This is a genomic window from Actinokineospora auranticolor, from assembly GCF_002934265.1.
Lineage (GTDB): Bacteria > Actinomycetota > Actinomycetes > Mycobacteriales > Pseudonocardiaceae > Actinokineospora > Actinokineospora auranticolor.
Genome location: NZ_PTIX01000012.1, coordinates 1 through 22967, shown reverse-complemented (window position 1 = coordinate 22967; position 22967 = coordinate 1). Strand labels below are relative to the sequence as shown.

At 68.9% G+C, this 22967-nt stretch carries 30 protein-coding genes, 1 tRNA gene and 1 pseudogene; 9 read left to right on the top strand and 23 right to left on the bottom strand.

Features of this window, described 5'->3' with window-relative positions:
- Positions 1–6 precede the first annotated feature (6 nt).
- Positions 7–80 (top strand) — tRNA-Thr (locus tag CLV40_RS21485).
- 69 nt (positions 81–149) lie between these two features.
- Here CLV40_RS21485 and CLV40_RS21480 read toward each other — a convergent pair.
- From CLV40_RS21480 to CLV40_RS21395, 18 genes and pseudogenes are all read right to left on the bottom strand, one after another.
- Entirely contained in the window at positions 150–1343 is a 1194-nt protein-coding gene (locus tag CLV40_RS21480; protein ID WP_104480767.1) for a tyrosine-type recombinase/integrase, read from the bottom strand.
- Positions 1327–1557 carry a helix-turn-helix domain-containing protein gene (locus CLV40_RS21475; protein ID WP_104480766.1) on the bottom strand — a complete coding sequence of 77 codons (231 nt, stop codon included), beginning with the start codon at positions 1555–1557 and terminating at the stop codon, positions 1327–1329. Before CLV40_RS21475 ends, CLV40_RS21480 begins: the two co-directional genes overlap by 17 nt.
- A gap of 56 nt (positions 1558–1613) precedes the next feature.
- Positions 1614–2654, bottom strand: a complete 1041-nt coding sequence (locus tag CLV40_RS21470; protein ID WP_245931443.1) for an AAA family ATPase — start codon at positions 2652–2654, stop codon at positions 1614–1616.
- The gene (locus CLV40_RS39735) at positions 2651–3499 is read right to left on the bottom strand and encodes a deazapurine DNA modification protein DpdA family protein (protein ID WP_104480765.1); all 849 of its coding nucleotides are present in this window, start codon (positions 3497–3499) and stop codon (positions 2651–2653) included. Before CLV40_RS39735 ends, CLV40_RS21470 begins: the two co-directional genes overlap by 4 nt.
- A 1-nt stretch (position 3500) precedes the next feature.
- Positions 3501–4445: a bifunctional DNA primase/polymerase gene (locus CLV40_RS21460; protein ID WP_104480764.1), complete on the bottom strand. Its 945-nt coding sequence runs from the start codon at positions 4443–4445 to the stop codon at positions 3501–3503.
- A 66-nt stretch (positions 4446–4511) separates the two neighbouring features.
- The gene (locus tag CLV40_RS21455; protein ID WP_104480763.1) at positions 4512–4952 is read right to left on the bottom strand and encodes a hypothetical protein; all 441 of its coding nucleotides are present in this window, start codon (positions 4950–4952) and stop codon (positions 4512–4514) included.
- 280 nt (positions 4953–5232) lie between these two features.
- Positions 5233–7266 (bottom strand): hypothetical protein, encoded by a 2034-nt coding sequence (locus tag CLV40_RS21450; protein ID WP_146108163.1) that lies wholly within the window; start codon positions 7264–7266, stop codon positions 5233–5235.
- Positions 7266–7643 (bottom strand): hypothetical protein, encoded by a 378-nt coding sequence (locus CLV40_RS21445; RefSeq protein WP_104480761.1) that lies wholly within the window; start codon positions 7641–7643, stop codon positions 7266–7268. Before CLV40_RS21445 ends, CLV40_RS21450 begins: the two co-directional genes overlap by 1 nt.
- A complete protein-coding gene (locus CLV40_RS21440; protein ID WP_146108162.1) occupies positions 7640–8014 on the bottom strand; it encodes a hypothetical protein in 375 nt (124 codons plus the stop codon). The genes CLV40_RS21445 and CLV40_RS21440 overlap by 4 nt, the downstream gene beginning before the upstream one ends.
- 253 nt (positions 8015–8267) lie before the next feature.
- Positions 8268–9179 (bottom strand): ABC transporter permease, encoded by a 912-nt coding sequence (locus CLV40_RS21430; protein WP_104480758.1) that lies wholly within the window; start codon positions 9177–9179, stop codon positions 8268–8270.
- Positions 9176–9439, bottom strand: a complete 264-nt coding sequence (locus CLV40_RS21425) for a hypothetical protein (RefSeq protein WP_146108161.1) — start codon at positions 9437–9439, stop codon at positions 9176–9178. Before CLV40_RS21425 ends, CLV40_RS21430 begins: the two co-directional genes overlap by 4 nt.
- A gap of 194 nt (positions 9440–9633) precedes the next feature.
- On the bottom strand, positions 9634–10065 hold the full coding sequence (locus CLV40_RS21420; protein ID WP_104480756.1) for an NUDIX domain-containing protein: 432 nt from the start codon (positions 10063–10065) through the stop codon (positions 9634–9636).
- 14 nt (positions 10066–10079) lie between these two features.
- The gene (locus CLV40_RS21415; RefSeq protein ID WP_104480755.1) at positions 10080–10262 is read right to left on the bottom strand and encodes a hypothetical protein; all 183 of its coding nucleotides are present in this window, start codon (positions 10260–10262) and stop codon (positions 10080–10082) included.
- Positions 10263–10430: 168 nt separating this feature from the next.
- Entirely contained in the window at positions 10431–10817 is a 387-nt protein-coding gene (locus CLV40_RS21410; protein WP_146108160.1) for a hypothetical protein, read from the bottom strand.
- A gap of 11 nt (positions 10818–10828) precedes the next feature.
- Positions 10829–11200 (bottom strand): RapZ C-terminal domain-containing protein, encoded by a 372-nt coding sequence (locus tag CLV40_RS21405; protein ID WP_181043643.1) that lies wholly within the window; start codon positions 11198–11200, stop codon positions 10829–10831.
- 179 nt (positions 11201–11379) lie between these two features.
- Positions 11380–11568, bottom strand: coding sequence for a hypothetical protein (locus CLV40_RS21400; protein ID WP_104480752.1), 189 nt, complete (start codon positions 11566–11568; stop codon positions 11380–11382).
- 111 nt (positions 11569–11679) lie between these two features.
- Positions 11680–11925: pseudogene (locus CLV40_RS40840) on the bottom strand (RRQRL motif-containing zinc-binding protein); the annotation flags it as partial.
- A 229-nt stretch (positions 11926–12154) separates the two neighbouring features.
- Positions 12155–12376 carry a hypothetical protein gene (locus CLV40_RS21395; protein ID WP_104480751.1) on the bottom strand — a complete coding sequence of 74 codons (222 nt, stop codon included), beginning with the start codon at positions 12374–12376 and terminating at the stop codon, positions 12155–12157.
- 118 nt (positions 12377–12494) lie between these two features.
- Here CLV40_RS21395 and CLV40_RS21390 point away from each other — a divergent pair, with 118 nt between their 5' ends.
- The 5 genes from CLV40_RS21390 to CLV40_RS21375 all read left to right on the top strand — a co-directional run bounded on the left by CLV40_RS21390 (position 12495) and on the right by CLV40_RS21375 (position 16583).
- Complete coding sequence (locus CLV40_RS21390) at positions 12495–13286, top strand: GntR family transcriptional regulator (protein WP_104480750.1); 792 nt, start codon at positions 12495–12497, stop codon at positions 13284–13286.
- 31 nt (positions 13287–13317) lie between these two features.
- Positions 13318–13857 (top strand): GNAT family N-acetyltransferase, encoded by a 540-nt coding sequence (locus CLV40_RS21385; protein ID WP_181043642.1) that lies wholly within the window; start codon positions 13318–13320, stop codon positions 13855–13857.
- A 175-nt stretch (positions 13858–14032) separates the two neighbouring features.
- The gene (locus CLV40_RS37360) at positions 14033–14956 is read left to right on the top strand and encodes a hypothetical protein (protein WP_146108159.1); all 924 of its coding nucleotides are present in this window, start codon (positions 14033–14035) and stop codon (positions 14954–14956) included.
- 298 nt (positions 14957–15254) lie between these two features.
- Complete coding sequence (locus CLV40_RS21380) at positions 15255–15479, top strand: MerR family DNA-binding transcriptional regulator (RefSeq protein WP_104480748.1); 225 nt, start codon at positions 15255–15257, stop codon at positions 15477–15479.
- 474 nt (positions 15480–15953) lie between these two features.
- Positions 15954–16583, top strand: coding sequence for an MSMEG_1061 family FMN-dependent PPOX-type flavoprotein (locus CLV40_RS21375; RefSeq protein WP_104480747.1), 630 nt, complete (start codon positions 15954–15956; stop codon positions 16581–16583).
- Positions 16584–16586: 3 nt separating this feature from the next.
- Here the strand turns inward: CLV40_RS21375 and CLV40_RS39000 are convergent, their stop codons facing one another.
- The 5 genes from CLV40_RS39000 to CLV40_RS21350 form a co-directional block, all read right to left on the bottom strand.
- Positions 16587–17318, bottom strand: coding sequence for an excalibur calcium-binding domain-containing protein (locus CLV40_RS39000; protein ID WP_219824060.1), 732 nt, complete (start codon positions 17316–17318; stop codon positions 16587–16589).
- A gap of 121 nt (positions 17319–17439) precedes the next feature.
- Positions 17440–18252, bottom strand: a complete 813-nt coding sequence (gene phnE, locus CLV40_RS21365) for a phosphonate ABC transporter, permease protein PhnE (protein WP_219824059.1) — start codon at positions 18250–18252, stop codon at positions 17440–17442.
- Positions 18249–19082 carry a phosphonate ABC transporter ATP-binding protein gene (locus tag CLV40_RS21360; protein WP_245931442.1) on the bottom strand — a complete coding sequence of 278 codons (834 nt, stop codon included), beginning with the start codon at positions 19080–19082 and terminating at the stop codon, positions 18249–18251. The genes phnE and CLV40_RS21360 overlap by 4 nt, the downstream gene beginning before the upstream one ends.
- Positions 19079–19981: a phosphate/phosphite/phosphonate ABC transporter substrate-binding protein gene (locus tag CLV40_RS21355; protein WP_104480746.1), complete on the bottom strand. Its 903-nt coding sequence runs from the start codon at positions 19979–19981 to the stop codon at positions 19079–19081. Before CLV40_RS21355 ends, CLV40_RS21360 begins: the two co-directional genes overlap by 4 nt.
- A gap of 94 nt (positions 19982–20075) precedes the next feature.
- Positions 20076–21203 carry a TIGR03364 family FAD-dependent oxidoreductase gene (locus tag CLV40_RS21350; RefSeq protein WP_104480745.1) on the bottom strand — a complete coding sequence of 376 codons (1128 nt, stop codon included), beginning with the start codon at positions 21201–21203 and terminating at the stop codon, positions 20076–20078.
- 145 nt (positions 21204–21348) lie between these two features.
- Between CLV40_RS21350 and CLV40_RS21345 the strand changes: the two genes are divergently transcribed.
- The 3 genes from CLV40_RS21345 to CLV40_RS40595 all read left to right on the top strand — a co-directional run.
- Positions 21349–22095: a GntR family transcriptional regulator gene (locus CLV40_RS21345; protein WP_245931441.1), complete on the top strand. Its 747-nt coding sequence runs from the start codon at positions 21349–21351 to the stop codon at positions 22093–22095.
- A complete protein-coding gene (locus CLV40_RS21340; protein ID WP_245931440.1) occupies positions 22092–22751 on the top strand; it encodes a phosphonatase-like hydrolase in 660 nt (219 codons plus the stop codon). Before CLV40_RS21345 ends, CLV40_RS21340 begins: the two co-directional genes overlap by 4 nt.
- A gap of 44 nt (positions 22752–22795) precedes the next feature.
- Positions 22796–22967 (top strand): transposase domain-containing protein (locus tag CLV40_RS40595; protein WP_219824066.1); only part of this gene is annotated, 172 nt, incomplete at its 3' end.

The window sequence follows — 22967 nt, the reverse complement described above, 5'->3', positions numbered from 1 at the left end:
GGTCACGCCGCCTTAGCTCAGTCGGCCAGAGCGGTTCACTCGTAATGAACAGGTCAAGGGTTCGATTCCCTTAGGCGGCTCGCAGGTCAGGCCCCGTCCACAGTGGTGTGGACGGGGCCTGAGTCGTCTCTGAGTGACTAAGTGAGTGACTAAGCCGCCCCGGTCTCCCCCCGGTCGTCTTGGGCGCCTGGGAACAGGCGGTCCATGGCCACCGCACCGTCGTCGATGACGGGCCGGATCTGCTTCCGGTAGACCAGCTCGGTGACGGCCGTGCTGGAGTGCCCCACAAGGCGGGAGATCTGTTCGAGGGGGACGCCACTGTCGGAGAGCAGCGAGACGAAGCTGTGCCGCAACTCGCGGGGAGTCCACTGGACTCCTGGCAATCCCGCCGCTTTGATCACGCGCCGGAAGTCGCGTCTCACGTTGTTGACGTCCTGGGGAGTGCCGAACATCGTGGGGAACACCAACCCGTGGTCACGCCACAACTTGCCAGCGGCTTCGCGCGCAATTTCCTGAAGCCTTCTGTGCGCTTTGAGCGCGTCCACGGCTCGCTGGGGCAGTGCAAGCGCACGGCGCGACTTCTTGGTCTTTGTGTCACCGCTCGCCCGCACCGAGCGCAGCACCTGAATATTGGGAGGCACGGCCGGTGATGCATCAAGCGCCCCAACCGTGTCCACGTCATTCCAGGTGAGTGCGCGCAATTCCTCGGTTCGTGCCCCTGTCAGCAAGGCCACAACGACGTAGCCACGCATCGGTGATTTTTCCGCTGCCTTCATCACGGCTTCCGCTTGGGCGAGCGTGAGGGACTTGGACGGTCTCCCCTTCCCCTTCCCGGTTGGGCAGTCGCAGAGGAGTACGACATTCCGCTTTACTCGGTCACGCGCCAGTGCGCGCGTGATAGCCCTGCGGAGGATCGACCGGAGATTTCGGAGGGTTGATGTGACCATCGTCTGCGCCTTTGCGGCAAGCCACCGGTCCACGTCCTCGGCCGAAAGGTCCACCAGCTTTCGGGCTCCTAGATCAGGCAGGATATGGTGGATGACGAGCGACCGTACGGTCCTGACCGTATTTGGGTCTCGACCGATCAACTCGTAATTCGCCATCCAATCGTTCACGGCGTCGCCGACCGTGTAAGTCGCCGATGCCTTTGCCGCAAGGCCGTCGTCGAGATTGCGCACCATCTCCTTGAGTTTGTCGTTGGCGGCCTTCCTCGTCCTGGCGCTGGCCTTGCGGGTGATGCGCTTTCCGGCCGGGGTGTAGCCCACGGTTATTTCAGCGATGTAGCGTTCGCGAGTCTTGTCCCACCGGAGACTGCCGTCACCTCGACTACGACGCTTGGTCATAACGCACCTCCGCCCCGGAGAGGAGTCGGCCGATGTAGTCGCTGATTGCAGTTGCGGGGACGCGGCGGGAGCGGCCGATGGTGACGGTGTTGAGTTCTCCGGCGCGGATGAGTTCGTAGGTAGCGGATCGGCTGATGGAGAGCAGTTGTGCGGCTTCCTCGACCTTGTAGAGGTGTCGAGGCGGGACAATGGTGGGGACGTGACGGTCGGCCATGGCGTTTCCCCCGGTTTGTGCGGAGTGACAGGGTCGTCGGGGTGTCACAGGCGGTGTCACAGCCGTTCCCGCTGGTCAACCGAGGTGGAGTGACAGAGTGACAGGTGTGACGGGTCAGGGGCGGGGGTGGTGTCACTGGGTGGGTGGTAGGCGCCGCGGTCGTTGCGGAGTTGTCCGTCGGTGACCATGCGTCCGAGGGTTTTGCGGACGGTGGCGGGCTTGATGTCGAGGGCTTCGGCGATGTCGGCGGGCTTGCTGCCGGGGTAGGCGCGGATGTGGTGGATGAGGCGGACGCGGGTGTCGGCCATGAGGTAGTCCTCGGCGGGGCCATCGAGTTTGGTCCAGGCGCCGGTGTCGGAGTCGAAGCGCATGGCGTAGTCGGCTTCCTCGACGTCGCGGCCGGTGACGTGCAGGACCCCGGTGTCCTCCCCGCGCCCGCGTTCGAGGACGAGGATGGAGTCGGCAGCGCCGGTGAGGCCGTTGGTGCCGGAGACGAGCGCTGACCAGTCTTCATGGCCCTGTTTGCGGACGTGGTGGATGAGCAGGATGGGGACTTCGTAGTGGTCGGCGATGCGCTTGAACCGCCCGGCGGCGAGGTAGTCAGCGGCGTAGGCGGACATGCCGGGGGTGTCGGTGCCGCGCATCTTCTCGAAGGTGTCGATGATGACCAGCCGTGCGGCCGGGTTGGCTTCCAACCAGTCCACGATGACCGCGTCACCTCCGGCGGTCATGGGCGGGCAGGAGGTTTCCAGGGTCAGCAGGGGTGAGGGCCTGCCACCGGCTTTGAGCATGTGTCGACGGCGGCGTTGCAGGCGGCGTCCGGTGTCCTCCAGGGCGCAGTAGAGGACGGGGCCTTTGTCGACGTCGACGACACCGAGGGCGGGTTCTCCGGTGGAGATGGACGCGCCGAGTCCCAGCGACAGCCAGGATTTTCCGAGTTTTGGGGCTCCGGCGAGGATGTTGAGCCCTTCGCAGAGCAGGCCGGGGACGGCCCAGCGGGGTTCGGGGAACTGGGTGGCCATGAGTTCGGTGTCGGTCCACCGCGACTGCCGACGGACCGGTTTGGCGTCGACCACGGGCCTCAGGTGCGGGGTCACGCGACTGCCTCCCAGGTGGTTGTGGTGTTCGTTGTGGCAGCTGCGAGGACGCGGGCACGCCAGTGCAGGGCGTAGGGCAGGCAGTTGGCGCAGTTCTTGTGGGTGCCGGGGCAGTCGGGCAGCCCGGAAAGGCGTCGGAGTTGGCGGGCGTCGTAGGACCAGGCCAGGGAGTCCGATGAGGTGAGCAGGTGGCCGTGTTCGATGAGTCCGAGGGTTTTGAAGCCGAACCCGTGGATGCGGGTGATGCCTTCTGTGTGCAAGACGCGAAGGATCTGCCCGGCTTCCTTGGTGCCTTGTCGTCGGCAGACGCTGCCGAGTCCGACCAGTGGTTCGGCGGTGAGGTCGATCCCGGCCCGGTCGTAGAGGTCGCGGCAGCGTAGATAGTCGTCGACTTCCCAGCCTTGCAAGGACGGCACGATCCATAGGTCGGGGGCCAGGGCGCGCATCTCGATGAGGTTGTCCACGGTGCGGCGTTGGTGGATGGGCACCGACAACCCGGTGCCAACGAACACGTTCGGTCCGGCGCGTCCGCCGCTGATGATCAGCGGTTCGCACATCCAGTCCTGCTGTGCGGCCCAGAGCATGCCGCCGATCTCGTCGCGGTAGCGGCGCAGTCGGGCGATGTACTCGCGGGGGCCGATGGTCCAGGCGCCGTGTTTCTGCAACTGGGTGAACCCGCCGGAGTCGTAGGCGACCGGCGCAGCTGCCCGAGGCAGCGTCTTGCGCGCCCGCAGCCGCGTATCCGACACGAACGCCGGAACCCCCGCCCTCGGCAGATCGCTGGGCTGGTGCAGACCCAGCAGGAACTTCGGCAGCACGGTCGGCAAGCGGGTGATGGTGCCCATGTCAGGCCACCTGACGGGGTCGCTTGGCTCCGGCGAGCATGCCAGAGGTGATGGTCTTGTGGGCCTCGTGTTCGCTGAACCGGCGGACGCCGATGTGGCGGGCGGCGCCGGACATGAGCGCGGTGCGGGCGTCGTCCTCGGTGAGCGCGCCCCCGGCGACCAGGCGCCCCAGGGCGATAGCGGCGCCGTAGAGGGTGGCGTTGCGGTCGTGGGTGGCGTCACGGACCTTGGCGGTTTCGGCGACCACGGCCGCGTGGACGTACTTGTCCCGCCGGGACTCGCCCACGCGCGTGGGCAACGGGGGAGCGATCGGGGCCGGGGGCGGGAGCAGCCGGGCCACCAACCAGTCGGGCAGCGGCGCGGGCTCGCGGTCGTAGGTGATGGTGTAGTTGCGGCCGTCGACTGTGGACCCGGGGGCCGCGACGTGCCCGCCCCACGCGCGGGTATCGACCTTCCAGCCCAGCCCACGACCGCGATCCCCGTTGGTGCAGCGCAACTCCACGCCTTCCGGGGCCGTGAAGTACAGGTGGGTGCCGCCGGAGGGAGTGGCCGCGGTGAAGGTGTCCCAGGGGACCTCCTGGCCCGCGCTCTGGCAGACCACGGTGAACACGTCGGCCCCGTCCCCCACACCCGGGAGGTCCCACGCGGCCGGGCGCGGCGGGTCGTCGGCCTTGGCGATGTCCAGGTCCACCACGCACAGCCCGGATGGGCCGGTGGCGATCCCGACGTTGCAGTCACGGCCCCGCTCGCTGCCCCAGTACCAGCGGACCTTCTCCGGGTCGCCCATCGCCCGCCGCTCCGGCTCCAAGTGCCCGGACACGCACGGCCCCGTCCGAGGGCACCGGTCGCGCCCGTGGAAGGCGGGCAATTTTCCGTTGCGCTGCAACGGGAACACGGTCCATCCGCGTTCGACGGCGGCGAGCGCGGCAGACAGCAAGGAAGTCATGGTGAGTCCTTCGAGACGGAGTCGGACGGACGGGGCGGCGGTCGGCTCTCCGGGGCGGGGCCTGGGTTACAGCCGTCCCCGGCGGGCCAGGCGTGGTGCGAGTCGTTGGATTTCGGCCCAGTGGGCGCGGATCAGTGCGCGAGCGCTGGCGCGTAGGTCGTGTTCCGACCATTGCCGGGAGGGTTGGTGACGGCGGCGCACGCGGCGGAACAGGCCGAGGTCGAACGCGCAGCCTCTGGGGTCGTAGGGGATGGTGGAGTGCGGCTTGTGGAACAGGTCGGCTTCGCGTCCGGCGAGCAGACCGACGAGGTAGCCGTGGTCGAGGGCGCCGTTGTCGTCGGTGGGCCAGTCGACGGTGGTGATGCCCTCGGTGTGGCGTCCGTGGCCGGTGACGCGCACGGCGCGGATGCCGGCGCCGGGCAGATCGCGCCAGGCGATGTAGTGGCCCAGTTCGTGGATGGCGACCTGGAGTCGGTGGGGGTCGAGGTCGGGGGGCTGGGTGGTCATGGGACTCCTTCGGGTCTTTTGGGCGCGTCGAACCGGGGGCGTGGCCTTGGGGGTGATGTGTGGTGGTGGTGCCGGTCGGCGCGCGTGACAGTCGGGGTGGCGCGCGGGGCGGGGTTGGGGTGGAGAGTGGGAGGTCGCAGGCGGTGTCACGGGTCGTGACAGGTGCCGTGACACCGCCTGTGACAGGTGCCGTGACAGCGGTCGCGGGTGGGTGTGACACCCGCGTGACAAGATCATTTTCACGGCGGCCGGGTGTCCTACGCGCAGCCGCGCGCGGGGGTCAGGCGGCGAGTTGCCCGGTGTCGACGTCGGGGGTGTGGTCGGTGTCGGGTTCGATGGTGTAGACGCCGTTGTGGACGGTCAGCCGTCCGGCTTCCTGGAGTTCCCCGAGGACCTTGTAGGTCCAGGAGCGTCCCATGCCGAGATGGTGGCGCAGCGCGGCGAGGCTGGGGTCGGAGGCGGTGAAGGTGTCGTGTCCGGCCGCGACGCGTTCGGTGAGCCAGTCGTGCAGCGCGGCGCGGGATTGCGCCGGGGTGGCCCGCCGGGCGGGCGGGTCGCTTTCCACCGCCTGGGCCTCTTCGGCGGTGGGGTGCTGGATCGGGGTGTCGGGCCGCGCGGCGGCGGTGACCGCGGTGTCGGGGTCGGCCAGCTCGGGGTCACGCCGGGCCGCCTCGTCCAACTCGTCCGCGGCCACGTCCCACTCCTCGGTGTCCTCGTCGTCGGTGTCGGTGAGGTCGGTGTCTCGGGTGTCGGTGGCGGTTGGGCCCAGCAGTCGGGCGGTGAGCGGGTCGGGGGCGTGGGGCTGGTGGTACTCGGCAAGGTGGGCGGCCATGGCGTCCCTGTAGGTGGTCTCGCCCCAGCTGTAGCAGCGCAGCGGCATCATGGCGTGCTTCTCAGAGACGCCTTGTGCGTCGAGGTAGGACATGCCGGGGTAGTTGGCCTCCCACTCCTCGGGGGCGACGGTGTCGACCTTCTGTTGGCGGGTGGACAATCCCCACTTGGCGTCGTCGGAGGAGCCCAGTCCGAAGCACCACTTGGAGAGTTGGCCGCGCACCAGGGTGGGCATCTGGGTGTAGTCGGAGCGTTGCAGCGACAGCACGATGGCCACTCCGGCGGAGCGGGCTTCCTTGACGATCTCCTCGAAGCGCTCTTCGTCCTTTCCCGACAGCGCGGCGAGGAACTTGGAGGCTTCCTCGATCCACAGCACCACGAAGTCCATGCCACAGCCCTCGGACCACTTGCTGTAGCCGTTGCGGCCCAGCGTCTTGGTGCGCTCGGGGATCTGGCGGTGCAGCCTGCGCAGCATCTCGACCGCGCTGTTCTGGTCGGTCACCAAGGCCGCCAGGCCGGGCTTGAGCGGACCGAGAGTCTGCTCGTCCTTGCTGGTGTCGATGGCGATGATCTGCACGTCGCGGCGGGTCATGAGCTCAGCCAGGGTGTTCCAGGCCGAGCCGAAGCTCTTGCCCGATCCGCTCATGCCCATGACCTGCAAGTGCCTGCCGGGCAGGATGAACTCGCCGTCGTCGCCGTCCTGCCACCCCCCGACCCGCAACGGTTCGGCGACGGACGCGCCAGGCCGGGACGGTCCGGGCCACGGGATCGGGGTGCGCAGCACACGCGGGTCGGAGACGGTGATCTCGGCCAGGTCGGCGCGGTCGGGGTTGGCGGCCAGCGCCAGCGTGCCGGGCGGGACCTGCATCCCGGACTCCAGTTTGCCGATCGAGCGCTGTGCGTCGTGCACGGTCGCCTCACCGGGCGCCAGCGCGACCACGCCCTTGATCTTGCGGTCGGTGACCTGGGTGGCCCGGGCGCGGGCGCCCTTGAGTCCGGCTTGGTCCTTGGCCTTGTCGAACAGGGTGGCCAGCGCGTCCGCTCCGCCCTGCTGGTCGGGGTCCAGGCGGCGGATGACCGTCCGCAGGTTCCACGACAGCGCCAGACCGGCCCCGCCCCACCACAGCGCGCCGGTGACCACCTCGGAGTCCAGGCCGGTGACCGTGGCGGTGGTCAGCCACGCCCCGGTGGCCGCGACCGTGGCGGAGGCGTGCACCCGCCCCAGCAGCCGCCGCGCGTGGGTGATCGCCCATGTCAGGCTGGACAGGCCGGTGGTGCCCAGGGTCGCGGCGACCGCGGCCCAGGTGACCTCGCCCGGATCGCCCCACACCGCGTGCGAGAGCGCCCCGGCACCGGCGGTACCGGCCAGCAACAACCACGGCGGCGCCAACACCCCGGCCTGGCTGCCGACCTTGGCCCACAGGCGTGGTGTGGTCGCCTCGTCGGCGGCGACCATGGTCACGGCGTTGGTGTTGCGGCGCATCACAGGTCGACCTCCCCTCGGTGGTGCTTGGTCTTCGCGGCCCGGGTCGGGTCCAGCGCCTCGGCGAACTCGCGGCGGAACTGGAGGTTGAACGCGACCGCCTCAGCGGAGATGCCCTTGCACAGATCGCGGGCCTCACGCAGCTCCCGCGCCACCTTCCGCGCCCGCAACCGCACGTCGATCCCCACCAGCAGCGGGTGGCCCTTGAGCCGCCGCAACGCCGCCTCCGCCGCTTCCTCGGCGATGTCCAGTTCCCGGGCGAGGTCGTGGGCGAGTCGCTGGGTGAGTTGGGCGTAGCGGGCGATGCGCTCCGCCACCCGGTCCCCGGTGAACTCGCAGTCGGCGATCTCCTCGATCCGTTCCCCTGCGGTCTTCATTCGCCGCTCCTGTCCAGCTTGCGGGTGCGGTCCTTGGCCTCGTCGGCGCTCATCACCAGGAACTGCCTGGCGTACTGGACCCGGAACCGGTCGGCGCGGTCGGCCAGCGCCGATGCCAGCGACTGAGCCCGCCGCAACCGCCGCGCGACCCGCCGTGCCCGCAGTCGCCGGGCCGCCTTGTCCAGCCCCAGCCACGACCCGCGGATCGACACCAGAGCCGCCCGCACGTCCGCCGACGCCAGCCCCAACTCGGTGTCCCAGCGACGCGAGATGGTGCGCAACGCCGCCGAGTAGTGCCCGATCGCCTCACCCATCGACCCGGTGAACTCCACCCGGGCCAGCTCACCGATCCTGCGATCCCTGCTGCTCATCGCCACACCCCTTTCTCCCCGTCAACCACTTCGGCGTCGATCACGCCACACCGCCACGCACGCCACTCGCAGGCCACCTGTTGGCACCACCACCGCACACGCGGCACCACCGGTGCCACACCCAGCCACGCCGTCACCAACTCGTCCAACGGCACCGCGACGAACCCCACCACCGACACCACCCGGCGCCAGCCCGCACGCACCACCGACCGCCACCCCGAACCCGGGTCCACGGGGTTGTTGACCTGCCCGTTCATCGCCGGTCCGACCCGTCGATGTCCTGACGCCACAGGTGCAGCAGAGCCGCCGCGCATCCGAGTACCGCCACCGGCAGACACGACACGAACGTGGTGATCCACCACGGAGCGACGGTGATCCCGGCAGCCTCCATCAGGTGGTACGCAACCTGTCCGAGTCCCCCGAGGATCAGCGCGGCGATAGCCGACCACTTGGCGAACCCACGCCCTTTCGCGGCGCGGGAACTGGTCAACCAGACCCGCAGGGCGAACGCCGCGTACGCCTCCATGCCCAGCGGCAACGTGATCGCCGAGTTAATGACGAACTCGTCGGCGATGCCCGGCAGCAGCCGGACGAGCCCGAACCCGGCCTTCTCGCCGAGTCCGACCCACCCGCCCCAGATCGCCACGAACGCCCCCGCCGCGATCACCAGCAACGGCAACGAGTGCGACCGTCCCCGACTCCACCACGGCTTCTGCCCGGCCTCCGCCGGTACTGGACCCGGTTGCGGGGCGGCCGTGGGACCCGGGTCTACGGGTGCGGTGACCTCGGCGCAGGCCACCCGCGCGGCTCCCGTGTCGTCGGCGACCAGAGGCGCCCAGGGCGCTTCCGTCACCGGGGACGTGACCGGCTCGTCCGGGTCGGCCGTGACCGGCTCACCTTGACCCCGGCCGGGCTCGGCGGGCTCGTTCTCTGGGCCTGGCTCGTCCTCCGGGGCGGGGTCGGTGGGCGAGACCGTGTGCAGGCGCCGGACGGCGGGGTCGAACCCGGTGGCCTCCAACTCGGCCAGCACCGCGTTCGCCTTCGGAGCACCGACCCTGAACTCCGTCTTGATCCGGTTACGCGTGGGCACCTGACCCAACTCGACCGCACGAGCCTTGACCCGCTCGACCAGCGCATCGACAGTGATGGGGTAGGCGCTGGTCATGCCGCCACCGCCATCTCGGCACCGGTGACGGTGTCCAGGACGGCGAGCGGGAACCGCTCCGTCTTCTCCCCCAAGCCCGGCAGGTGCGGCAACTCGCCGAAGACGGTGATGTCGATCCCGTCGACCCTCCCCTTGACCAGGATGGTGACCCGGTCGCGGGAGGTCCACGCGTCGAGGCTGGTGGCACCCAGCAGCCGCGCCCAGGCGGTGAACCGGTCGAAGGTGTCCACGAACACGTGCGCGTCGCCGCTGACGGCCACGTGGTCAACGAACAGGCCGTGCTCGGCAGACAGGGTGATCAGAGTGGTCAGAATCGTGTCAACTCGCGCCAGGACCTCAGCGGTCCTGTCGGGCGTGGCTACCATCGGTAACGCCTCCACAGAAGTCAGGTGGTGGTTGGAAGGCCCGGCCCGGTGGGCGTTCTTGCCGGAAGGACCACCGGGCCGGGGCAGAGTCAGGAGATGGCGAGCTGCGCCATGGCGTCGGTGACGATGCGGCCGTGGTCGAACGCCAGCCCGGTGGCGGTGACCTCGGTCAGCGGCACCCATCGGGCGGCGCGGGCGTCGTCGGCGGCGACCGGGGTGGGCATACCGTCGACAACGGCGGCGTAGGCGTGGGTGGCGTAACGGCCGCGCGGGTCACGGCCCGGTGCGTCGTAGACACCGACCTTGACGGCGGTGGTCGGCATGAGCAGCCCGGTTTCCTCCCCCAGCTCCCGCACCGCGGCCGCGTCCGGGGACTCGCCGGGGTCGATGTGGCCACCGGGCAACGCCCACCGGCCCTCGAAGGGGTCCCACTTGCGTTCGATGAGCAGCACGTGCCAGCGCCCGTCGGCGCGAGTGAACACCACCGCGTCGGCGGTGAGGATCAGCTTGGTCGTGTCCATGGTCGATCTCCTTGTCAGGCGTGGAAGTCGCCGTCGATGACGACGGTCGCGGTGTGGCCGGGGTGGGCGCCGCGGATGCTGACGCCGTCGCGCTCGATCGCGCCGCCGTTGCGGGCCGCGCGTTGCATCAGTCGGTCGAGGTCCTCCACGCTCACACCGGGCCGGGTCGTCTTGTCGTTGTTGTCGCGGGTGCTCATGGCACGTCCTTTCGCTGAACTGGGGTGCTATCGGGGCAGGAGGGGATGGGTGTCAGGCGCTGCCGCACTGACCGGCGGTGTGGGTGCCGGGCAGTTGGCCGCAGCGGCACTCGCACAGCGCCTCGTCCTGCTCGATCTCCACGGCCGGGGCGGGGTGGGTTCGGGTCCTCACGCGGCGCCTCCGTTGCGGTCGTGGTGGTAGGTGGACATCCAGCACAGGCACCACGCCTCGCGCTCCACCGCGTCGCTGTCCCAGCCGATGGCGGAGTCGGCGGTGAACGCCGACGCGACCCGCGCGGCCAGGTCGGGGTCACCGCAGACCACCGGCAGCACCCGGGCCTGCTCGCCGATGTGGGGGTCGCGGACCTCGATCACGCCCCACCGGTCGGTGCGGATCTCGATCGCCCGGTCGGTGACGGTGATGTCCGGAGCCACCGCCGCCACCTGCGACACCGGGATCAGCGGCCGGTCGAACGCGTACACCCGCTCCCCCACCGGCACCCGCATCCGCACCCCGTAGCAACCCCCGTCGGGCAGCTCGATCTGTGATGCCATGACCACGGTGTTCACCGGCTCTGCCCTTCGCCGTTGGTGAGGACACGGGGCAGGTGGACGTGCCGGTGGGTGACGTCGACGTCGAGCCCCTTGCCGCGCAGGCCCCACCCGACGCACAGCGCCAGCGCCACCGACCGGTGACGACCACCCGCACAGCCCAACGCCACCGACGTCATCCGGGGCGCGGCCTCCACCAGCGCGACCACCTCGTGCACCGTGGCCAGCGCGCCCGGGGTGTCGAGCACCACCTGCATCACCGCCAGGTCCCGCCCGTCGAGGTCGAGCAGGTCCGCGCTCATCCGCGCCGGGTCCCGCAGGTAGCGGCGCAGGTCCACCACCACGTCCGCCTCCGGGGCCGGACCGTGCAGGAACCCGAACGACACCACACTGATCGAGCGCCCACGACCCACGGCCGCGCCCGAACTTCCGGATACCATCTGTCCCTCTCCATTACCGGTTGCCTGGTGGTGGTTGAGCGACCCGGTCTGGCGAGCGTTCTTGGCGGTTCGAGCGCCAGACCGGGGGCACATCCCGTACACGGCCCTGAAGGCCGATGCGGTGTTCACCTGCCCGTCCCGGACGAGTCGTCGGTCACCGACTCGCCGGACTCCACCGACCTGCCCCAACGCTCGTGCAGGTCCGCCATCTCCCGCTGATAGCAGGCGCGGGCGCCCCGGATCATCCCGGCGAACATCGGGTCCTGCTCCGGGTCGTACTCGTCGTAGTTGCTGTTCCTGTTGTTCTTGGCCATGTCGATGCTCTTCCTGTGATCAGTTCGTGGACTCGGAGTTCGTGGCCCGCTCGCACGGCCAGCAGCGGCGACCGTTGGAGACGGGTAGGCGGTAGGGGCAAGCAGTCCGCAGGCGGTACAGGTGCGCAGCACTCGGTGGGCCTTGCGCAGCGACACCAACTGGGCTGTCGTGGCGCCCGGAGACGGTCGGGCCAGATCCAGCCGGAACAGCGCCGCCCACCGACGCCCCCGCCGCCACCGGATCTGCGCCACCCAGTCCGCACCACCCGGGCACAAGCCGCGGGCACGCAGCCAGCGGCGGGTCACCAGCCCCGGGGGGACGTCGCGATAGCGGAAGGTCGGGACACCATCGGCCATACGACCCGGCCAGTGCTGCCCGCTCCACGGCAACCGGACCACCGTGGCGCTCACGAGACCGTCACCGAACCATCGACAGCGGTCTCGGTGACCTCCCGGTGGCTGTAGCGCCACGGGGCACCGTTGACCGGCACCCACGGGTGGTGATCGGACACCCAGCGAGGCCGGTACACCAGCCGCAGGGCAGGACCCAACTCGGCAACAGCGAAGCGCACAGAACCGCCACGCTTCACGCCGCCTCACCCCACACAACCTCCTGGTCCGCCACCGGCAACACACGAACCGCGGCTGCCAACGCCCGGTTCATCTCGCGGCGCTCCCGCCGTGCCCGGGCGGACCCGTCCAACAACGCGGTCGTGGGCTCCGGTCCGCCTTCCGCCTCGGGCACCCTCAGTGCGGCGATGTCCGCTCGACTCCGGCCCTCCGGGTCGAACCACCGTCGACTTGCCATCTGCGATCATCGTCCTTTCGGTTCGTATCGTTGTTGCGTTCGAACGATACGAACGTTAGGGCGCTGGCTGGACCGGTGTCAATAGGTTGCGTAGGATTCGTTCGAACGAATCGAAAGGGTGAGGCGGACCATGGGGCCAGGACCTAGGTACCAAGAGCTTGCCGACGAACTGCGGGAAGCCATCCAGGCTGAGGCGACGGTCCTTGGCGTGCAACTGGTGGATGGAGCCAAGCTCCCCACCGAGCCCGAGCTCGCAGACCACTACCAGTCGGGGCGAGGAACGATCCGGGCTGCCCTGGCAGGACTCGCCGCCGAAGGGTTGATCGAGACACGCGGCCGGGCGGGAACCTACATCCGACGGCTCCCCCTGCTTGAGTACAACGTTGACGCCGAACACCCGCGACGACGGGACCGTACGGGCACAGTGACGGACACCTGGTCTTCTGTGGTTCGGGAGTCCGGCCGGGAGCCCAGTCAAGACTTCAAATTCCGCATAGAACCCGCCACTGTCGTCATCGCGGACAGGTTGAACGTCGCCGTCAATGACCTCGTCGTCGTGCGCGAGATGTTCCGTTACGTCAACGACATCCCCTGGTCCGTGCAGACCACGTTCTACCCGTACGAGATAGCCAAGGCATGCGGGCTCGACACGCCGACCGATATCGCCGAAGGAACGGTGCGACGAATGGCCGCACGCGGCTACGTCGAGGACCGAATCGTCCACGAAATCAGCAGCCGCCCAGCCAGAGCCGATGAACGCGAACGGTTCGACCTAGCACCAGGTGTTTCCGTCTTGCTGTTCCGTCGACTCGCGACCGCCAAGGATGTAGTCACTCGACTTACCGTCGAAATCCTTCCGGCCGACAGAAACATCATCACCCATCTCACTGACAACAGTGAAGGGGCCTAGGATGCAGTTCCGCCGTGCCACAGTCGCCGACATGGACCTCATCACCGACTGGCGCTGGGAGGTGACCGACTGGATTCACAGCAAGGGCAGCGACCAGTGGGACAGTACTGGCCTCTCTCGCGATGAGTTCCAACGTCGCATCAGCAGGTCCATTGAGGCAGGAGAGACCTGGCTCGCCCTTGACAATTCCGGTGAGCCGGTTGGAACCATCGCAATTGACCTGGTGCCCGACGAAGGCTTGTGGACCGGTGACGAACTAAGCAAGTCCTATATTGTCCATCGGATGATGGTTCCTCGCAGCCACGCTGGCCAAGGAATCGGCAAGGAGATGATCGCCTTTGCGGAAGATCTGGCTCGTTCACACGGGCGCCAGTACCTGGTCTTGGATGCGTGGAACACCAACAAGTCTCTGCATGAGTACTACGAATCGCTCGGGTTCAAGTACGTGAGAACTGTGAGCGACCATTGGACCCCAAGCGCAACCCTATTCGAGAAAGAAGTTTCGAACTACGATCCGAATGTCAAGGGTCCAGATATCAACCCGACACCCTTCAAAGATAAGGGTCGATAGACAGACTTGAGCCGAGGACGCACGAACGGAAGGTATTCTCTACTCAATACCGGCTCGCATCGCTACATAGCTCATCGAGCGGTCGCAGTAGAGGGTCCACAGGCGCACACTCATCCAGCTTAGATACGCGCCCGACTCCAACCGTGGGAGAATCGGATGACACCAAGGAGAAGAGATGGGCGGCACCAAAAGAGCGGCTCGGTATGGTCGAAAAACCACAATTGCGATAATCGTGTGCGGCCTTACGGGACTAACATCTGCCATAATCGGAGTAATTCTCGACTTCACCAGCTCCCACCCCTTGCAGAATGCGCCATTTCTAACAAACATATTGTCAGCGGCATGCGGAGCGTTAATTGGCGTACCGATTGCGCTTTTGGTACTGCAAAATGTGATCAGTCGAGCGACAGAGCAGGCCCAGTGGCGCTCGACGATGAATCTCGCGATAGCCTCAATAGAGGAGGTGATGACCTTACTGGATGCGCAGATTCTGAATTATCCTAACGGTTTCGACCTATATAAAGACCTCGCCGGGGCCGCAGAAGCTATCGAGCCTAAAGTGCGCGTTCTACTGCCTGCCTATGCGCGAGCGAGGGACGAGCGGAATTGGTCGCTCGTGGATCCGCAAGAATCCGCAAGAAGGCCAGCATCGAACGAGCTGAAAGCAGCAATACAAGAGCTCTTGGCCGATCTAAAGGAGACCAAAGCCGCTTTCGGGAAGTATCTTCCAACCGCAACGGAACGCGAACTGGTTCGCCCGTATATGGAGGCGCGATGGAATTTTCTACAAAACTACGTACGTCCTAGAGTGCTTGAGCTTGAAGGACGCTGGCATATCACCGAGGCAGACGTATGGATACCACGGCTGTTTAGTCATTCGCTTACGCGCGATTCATGGGAGTACTGTCTAACCCAAATTTCCAACGAGCTGGAGTCATTCGTCCATAAGGGCTATTTTGGCAACAATGGCATATTCCTATGGGATGCTATTGACGAAATCGGTAAATGGCGAAAAGATCTGCTAGTAATACATCGGGCGACGCCCTACGTTACTGACTTGAAAGAGATGCTAGATGGCCTTAAACGAGATGAACGATGACTCGTGAGCTTTAGCACGGCAGGACATGTCTGAAACAGCACGCAAGCATCTAGCGCAGACCCTGCCGCGCCGGTCGTAGATGAGTTCTACGGGAATGCTCAAGCCGCATATGGTCTCCTTGACGCGGCCAGGCACGGGGTCAGGGGACACCCAGAGGTGAACCAGGCGGTCGCGGGTACACCACAGGAGCCGCACGACGGCACCCTTTCGAGTCGAAAGCTAGCCCTGACAACCATCAGTAAACGCCAGAATCGCCAGATCCGCCACTAACGCCAGGTGACCAGGACAAACGCCAGAAATGCCAGGCAGGCTGTGTCCCGTGGCCGTACGTCTCGTGTCAACCGGAGACGCAGCGAGAGAACTCGGGATCAGCCGAGAGACGCTGCGGGCCTGGTGGCGCGCGGGACTCGTCACCCCGGCAAGCGAGACGGTAGGAGGTCACGCCCGTTGGGACGTCGACCAGCTCCAACGCGACCTTCGCGCGCTCAGGCAACGCGGCGATGGATTGGACGCCCTCGAATGACCCGTGGGCTCTACCGGGCGCGTGTCACACCTGTCACTCTGACACACCGCACAGGGTGACCTGGGAAAACGAGAGTGACATTGACGGTGACAGCTCCGCGCGCTGTCACGCTTCACCTGCCTGGGGCGGGGTTCACGGACAAGCGGCCGGGACACCGCCGGGGTGTCCCGGCCGCTCTTCCTGGTTTGCCGGGGTGGCGGTGAGCGACGAAGCGAGTGACTACGGCCCTAGATCGCCGTGGATCGCCGTGGACTGTCTAGGACGATGCGCGGTGGCTGACCAGCCTGTTTGTCGAGGTGAACAAACAGCCGCGAGCCGCTCGTAATGAACAGGTCAAGGGTTCGATTCCCTTAGGCGGCTCCACAGGTCGAGAGCCCTGGTTGCCCCGTTCGGGGCAACCAGGGCTCTTTGCTGTGCGGGAGGGCGAGGAAAAGCACAGGACGGGGTGGTCCGGGGCGGGCTAGCGTGGCGGGAGTGGACCTCTTCGCTGACGCCGTTGCCTCCGAGGAAGAACTCCGCTCGATCTACGAGGACCCGAAGGCGAATGCCCGGGCCAAGGAGATCTCCGGGGTGGATGAGCTGGCTCGGGAGTTCATCGCCTGCTCGTCCATGGTGTTCGTGGCCAGTTTCGGGGCCGATGGGCGGTGCGACGCCACGCCGCGGGGTGGGCCGCCGGGGTTTGTGTCTGTTTTGGACAGTGGGGACGTGGTCATCCCCGATGCCACCGGGAATCGTCGGTTGGACACCTTTCGCAACGTGGTTGCCACGGGGCGGGTGGGATTGGTCTTCATCATTCCCGGTCGTGGGCAGACGTTGCGGGTCAATGGGCGGGCTTGTGTTTCTGTGCGGGCCGAGTTGCTCGCGGGGTTGACCGCGGTGGGGAACCCGCCGCGGGCCGCGTTGGTGGTGCGGCCCGAGGAGGTGTTCACGCACTGCCCCAAGGCTTTTGTGCGGTCCAGGGTGTGGCAGCCCGAGTCCTGGCTGGACGCGTCGGCGCAGCCGGATCCGGCGGTGATCGCGCAGGCGCACATCGGGGACCCGGGGCTCACGGTCGAGGACGTGCGGCAGGACCAGATCGACTCGTTGCGGTACCGGCTCGCCTAGCGGCTATTCGCAGGCCACGCCGTCGTGGTCGCGGTCCAGGGCGGCGCGGTAGCCGGGGTCGCCCGTGTACAAGGGGGCCGCGCCGGCTGCTCGGGCCGCGTCGCAGTTCTTGTAGTAGGCGGCGGGTTTGGGGGCGGGTTCTTCTTCCGTCGTCGTCTCGGGTGGCGCGGCTGCCCTGGGGGCGGCGGTGGTCGTCTTGGGCGGCGCCGGGGGAGCGGGTGGGGCCGGGGGAGCGTCCGAGCCGTTGCACGGCGCGCCCCAGAGGCCGAGGGCTGCTGACTGGGCGGCGGCTTGGGCGTCGGTCAACGCCGTGGTGGCGACGGCCGTGGCCTTGCCCATGCCCTTGCCGATGGCCAGGGCCGCGAAGTCAGTGCCGTCCGCGAGCAGGGCCGAACCCGCGTTCGTCAGCTGGATCGGCTTGCCCACCAACGTGTCCTTGGCGAACGCGACCGCCGCGGCCTGCCAGCAGTCCCCCGGGGCCGCGAGGCCCGCCACCACGACCCGCGCGCCCGCCGAGGTCAGGACGGTTCGGGCGTCGACCACTTCGGACACCGTGGCTTGCGCCGGCGCGGGAGGTGTCGTGGTGGTTGGGCGTTCGGTGGTCGTGGACCCCGCGGCCGGGGTGGCGGGCGGTGCGCTGCCCGTCGCCGTGACACCGGCCTGGTTGCCGCAGCCCGCGAGCAGGGCGGCGCCGAGCAGGGATGTGATCACTACGGACTTCACCCGTGTGGACATCTCAAGCTCCCCTCTGGACCAAGCCGTGTGCGGGGTGCATCGCGTATCTGGCAACGAACTGTTACTTGAACATTCAGTAGTCACCCGAACGGGGGTAATCGCTTCCCCGTTCGATGAGACGTCATTCGGCCAGTCGTCGGCGCACCGCCGCGCTGAGCAGGTCGACGGCGATGATCAGGACCAGCACCATCAGGATGTAGGTCGCCATCTCGTCGAAGGCGAACAGCTGGATCGACTGGTTGATCAGGAACCCGACCCCGCCCGCGCCCACCAGCCCGAGCACCAGCGACGAGCGCACGTTGACGTCGAAGCGGTACAGCAGCAGCCCGACCAGCGACGGCACCACCGCGGGCAGCACGGCGTTGGCCACCACCTGCGACTCCCGCGCCCCCGCCACCCGCAGCGCGTCGGCGGGACCCGGGTCGACCTCCTCCATCGCCTCCGACCACAGCTTGCCCATCACGCCCACGTTGTGGCAGATCAGCGCCAGCACGCCGGCGAACGGCCCGAGCCCGACCGCGGTCACGAAGATCAGCGCGAACACCACGTCCGGCACCGCGCGCAGCAGCGACATGACCGACCGCGAGACCTGGTACACCACCCGGTTCCGGCCGCGCGTGCCGAGCACCGCCAGCAGCAGCGCCGCCGGGACCGACAGCGTGGTGCCGAGCAGCCCGATGGCCAGGGTGGTCAAGCACGCCTCCAGGCCCGGCTGGACCACGGAAGCCCAGTCCAGGTCCGGCGGCAGCGCCTCGCCGAGGAACCGGATCATCCCGTGCCAGCCGTCGACCAGCGCGCCGGGGGAGAACTCGGTGACCCGCCACGCGCCGACGTGCGCTGCGCCGAGCACGACGGCGACCACGACGACACCGAGGTAGAACGGTTTCCGGTCGCGCGCGGGCACCGGCACGCGCGGGCGTTCGGTGGTGGTCACGAGTCCTCCGACTGGTAGAGCGCATCGATGTCCGATTCGGACAGTGCGGAAGCGTGGCAGGACAAGCGGATCTCGCCGTCGACCAACCCGATCACCCGGTCCGCGTGCTCGCGCGCCAGGTCCGGCTGGTGCAGCACGGCCGCCACCGCCAACCCGTCGCGCCGCGCGAGTTCCGCCAGCAGCGCCATGACCTGGGTCGCGGCGGCCGGGTCCAGAGCGGACACCGGCTCGTCGGCCAGCAGCACCTCGGCCCCCTGGCACAACGCCCGCGCCACGGCGACCCGCTGCTGCTGCCCGCCGGACAGGCTCCCCGCCCGGTCGTGCGCGCGGTCGGCGAGCCCTACCCGTTGCAGGCACGCCATCGCGCGCTCCCGCAACTCGCGCGGGAAGAACGCGGGGGCCAGCGACCGCGACAGCGGCAGCCCGGCGAGCCCGCCCGCGCACACGTTGTCCAGCGCGCTTCGCCTGCGCACCAGGTGGATCTGCTGGAAGACCATGGCCGCCGCGCGCCGCGCCTTGGCCAGCTCGGCACCGCCGAGCCCGCGCAGCCGCCGCCCGGCCAGCCGGATCTCACCCGCGTCCGCCTCGGCCAGCCCCACGACGCAGCGCAGCGCCGTCGACTTGCCGGACCCGTTGGCGCCCAACAGGACCACCAGCTCGCCGGGCGCGACCGCGAAGTCGACGCCCTTGAGCACCTGCCGGTCGCCGTAGGACTTGCGCAGCCCGCTCACCGAGAGCGCGGTGTCCAACGGGGTCAGCTGCTGCTCGGGAGGAGTGGGGCAGGCGGGGAGGGGCCTGGACCCTCCCGCCTGCCGGTCGTAGGAGATCACACGTCGCCTTCGGTCAGCCCGAGGGTGTCGGCCAGGTCGAACAGCGGCTGGTAGGTGTTCTTGTCCACGGCCACCATCGGGCCCGCCGGGTCGACGTCGAGCAGCTTGCCGACCTGGGCGACCTCGTCCGGCTTGAGGTTGAGCAGCGCCTTGCGGACGGCTTCCTTGAAGGCCGGGTCGGCCGCGCCCGCGACGGTGATCGGGTCGTTCGGGATCGGGTCCGACGACCAGATCTGGCGGAACTTGCTCTCGTCGAACTTGCCCGCCGCTTTGGCCGTGGCCAGCTGCTGGGTGTTGATCTCGGCGGCCTCGACCTTGCCGTTGGTCAGCGCCAGCAGCGCCTCCGGGTGCCCGCCCGCGTAGTCGAGCTTGACCGAGGTCTTGTCCAGGCCCAGCTTGGCCATGGCCGCGCGGGGCAGCGCGTCGCCGGAGGTGGAGCCGGGCTCGGACAGCGCGAGGGTCTTGCCGCGCAGGTCCGCGATCGACTTGACGGCCGAGTCCGCGGGGACCCAGATGCCCGCTTGGTAGCTGGTCAGCTTGCCCTGCGCGTCACCGAAGGAGACCAGCGGCTCGGCGCCGGCGCGGCGGTTGGCGAAGACGAAGCCGAGCGGGCCGAACTGGGCCAGCTCCAGCTTGCCGTTCTGCATGGCCAGCACCTCGGCCGAGTAGTCCTGCACGATCTGCAGCTTGACCTCGCAGTTCAGGCCGCGCTCCAGCGCGCCGGTGAGCACCTGGTAGGCCGGGGTGAGCTTGGCGGGGTCCTCGTACGGCTCGATGCCGAACTTGACCTCGCCGTTGGGGCACGCGGACGACGCGGCCGCGGGCTTGGCGGGTTCCTCGCTGCCGCACGCGGTGAGGGCGAGGCCCGCGGCGACGGCGAGAGCGACGATGCGCTTCATGGTGGGGAACTCCTGTGGTTCAGGTGTGAGCGGGGAGCGGGGATCGCGCCGGCTCGCCAAGTCGGGGACGATGCCGGGCGGGGAAGAGGGGAAGTCAGCGCAGCAGGTCGTCGAGCACGGTGGGGGCGAGCCCGAAGGCGGTGGTCATGCCGATGCCCGAGGTCACCGAGACCACGCGGACGCCGGGGAACGGTTGGGCGACGAGGAACTCCGCGTCGGCCGACGCGTAGACGCCGCGCCAGCGCCTGCGCACGGTGAGCCGGTCGACGCCGAGCAGCCGGGCGGTTTCGCGGAGCACGAGGTCGGCGGTGGCCTCGTCGTCGAAGGGGCCGTGGGTGGTGGCGTAGGCGTGGGTGTCGCCGATCACCAGGTCGCCGCCCGGGCGTTGGGTGAACATCAGGTTCATGACGACCTCGAGCAGGTCCGGGTGGTCGGCGGCGAGCCTGCGCTGGACCTCGTCGGCGGACGGGCACGCGCGCAAACCCGCGTAGCGCACCATCGACAGCCCGGTCAGGACCGCCGGGTCGAACACCACCGAGTCCGGTGTGGACACTTCGAGCATCTGCAGCAGGCACCGCCGCACGCCCGCCGCCTCGGCGACACCGGGCAGCAGCCGGTCGACGTCGTGCCCGACCGCCACCACCACGCGGTCGGCGGTGACGGTGCCGCGCGTGGTGTGCACCGCACCGGTCTCCACCCCGGTTGCCGAGGTGTGCCAACGGAAGTCGACGCCCTGCGCGGCCAGCCACGCGGCCAGCGCGGGGATCGCCTCGCGCGGGTCCACGCGCAGGTCGAGCGGCAGCCACGCGCCCCCGGTGACCTCGTCGGACACCCGGGGCAGCTTCGACCGCACCCCGGCCGCGTCGAGCAGGTGGACCTGATCGCCCCGTTCGGCGGCGAACTCGGCGAGCACGGCGTGCTCGTCGGCGGTGCGGGCCGCGACGACCGTGCCCGCCTCCGACACCCAGAACCCCGCCTTGGCCGCCATCGCCAGCCACCGCTCGCGGGCGGCGAGCCCGTACTCGAGCGCGGGCCCGTGCTGGGCGGTCAGGCAGATGTGGCCGAAGTTGCGCACCGAGGCGCCGACGGCCCGCTCGTCGCGGTCGAGGACCACGACGGAGAGCCCGCGCTCGACCGCCTCGACCGCGTGCGCGAGGCCGACGACGCCCGCGCCGACGATGGCGAGGTCGACGTGCCCGGTGGGAGGTGTACGGGGTGCCATGCCGAGAAAGGTGCGGTGCCACCCGCCTTGATCACAAGGGGTGAGCGCCACTTGTTCAGACAAGTTTCCGCGTTGTTAACCCTGTTCAGAGCCGTGCACCACAGAACTTGACAGCGGGGTGTCCTCGACTCGTATGGTCAAGTCCGTGACCCCACCGCTGCACCTGAGGGTGGCCGACGCCCTGCGCGGCCGGATCAGCCGAGGCCAACTGCCGGTCGGCGCCGCCCTGCCGTCGGAAGCGCAACTCTGCGAGGAGTTCACCGCCTCGCGCGGCACCGTCCGCCAGGCGCTCGCCGCGCTGCGCAACGAGGGCCTGATCGGCGGTGGCCAGGGTAAACCGCCGGTCGTGCGGCAGGCCGCGGTCGCCCAGCCGTTCGAGACGTTCCTCTCCTTCACCCGCTGGGCCCGCGAGATGGGCCGCGAACCGGGGCAGCGCACCATCGAGGTCGCCCGCCGCGGCGCCAGCCCGGTCGCCGCCGACGCGCTGGGCATCGACGAGGGCGCGCCGGTCGTCGAGGTGCTGCGGCTGCGGCTGCTCGACGGCATCCCGACCATGCTGGAGCGCAGCAGCTTCGTCGAGCCGGTCGGGCGGCTGCTGTTCGACTTCGACCCCGACTCCGGCTCGATCTACGAGCACCTGCTCGGCCGCGGCGTCGACCTGCGCGCGGCCCGGCACACCATCGACGCGATCGGCGCCGACGCGGTCGACGCCGAACACCTCACCATCGCGGAGGGCGCGCCGCTGCTGCGGGAACGCCGCCGCGCCACCGACGCCACCGGCGCCCGGGTCGAGTACGGCGACGACCGCTACCGACCGGACCTCGTCACCTTCACCATCGACAACGCCCAGACGGGCCGCGCGGGCCAACACGTACTCAAGGAGACCTCGTGACCATCGAGCTGGTCGCACTCGACATGGCGGGCACCACCGTGCAGGAGAGCGGCGCGGTGTACCGGGCGCTGGCCGACGCGGTCGCCGCCGCCGCGGGCCGCCCCGTGCCCGAGGCCGACATCCGGCGCTGGATGGGCGCGGACAAGCGCGAGGCCATCGCGGCCCTGCTCGCGGGCGCCCCGGCCGAGGTCGAGACGGTGTTCGACGACTTCCGCGCGCGCCTCGCCGCCGCCTACGAGGCCGAACCGCCCACGGCCCTGCCCGGTGTCGAGTCGGCGCTGGCCGAGCTGCGTGCCCGAGGCGTGCAGGTGGCCCTGACCACGGGTTTCTCCCGCGACGTCGCCGAGGGCATCCTCGACGTGCTGGGCTGGCAGGTCGGCGCCGCGATCGACGCGCTGGTCACCGCCGACGAGGTCGCGGCGGGCAGGCCCGCACCGTACATGATCTTCCACGCCATGGAGGCCACCGGCGTCCTGCGCGCCGACGCCGTCCTCACCGCGGGCGACACCATCCTCGACCTGCGCGCGGGCACCAACGCGGGCGCGCGCTACGTGCTCGGCGTGCTCACCGGCGCCCAAGACGCCGAGACCCTCGGCCGGGAGCGCCACACCCACCTGCTCCCGTCGGTGGCCGACATCCCGTACCTGCTCGCCTAGGCCCAATGCCGGTCGGTTAGGTCATGGCGGGGCTGTAGCCTGCGGTGGTGGATCTTGGGTTGGGTGTGCGCGAGGGCGGCGGTCTGGCCGACCGAGCTGCGGTTGGTGTGCTGACTCGGACGTTTCCGGTGGAGTTGGTCGATCGGGTCATTGACCAGTATTGGCGTCGGGAACAGCGGACCCGCGCATTGCCTGCTCGGTTGGTCTTCTATTTCA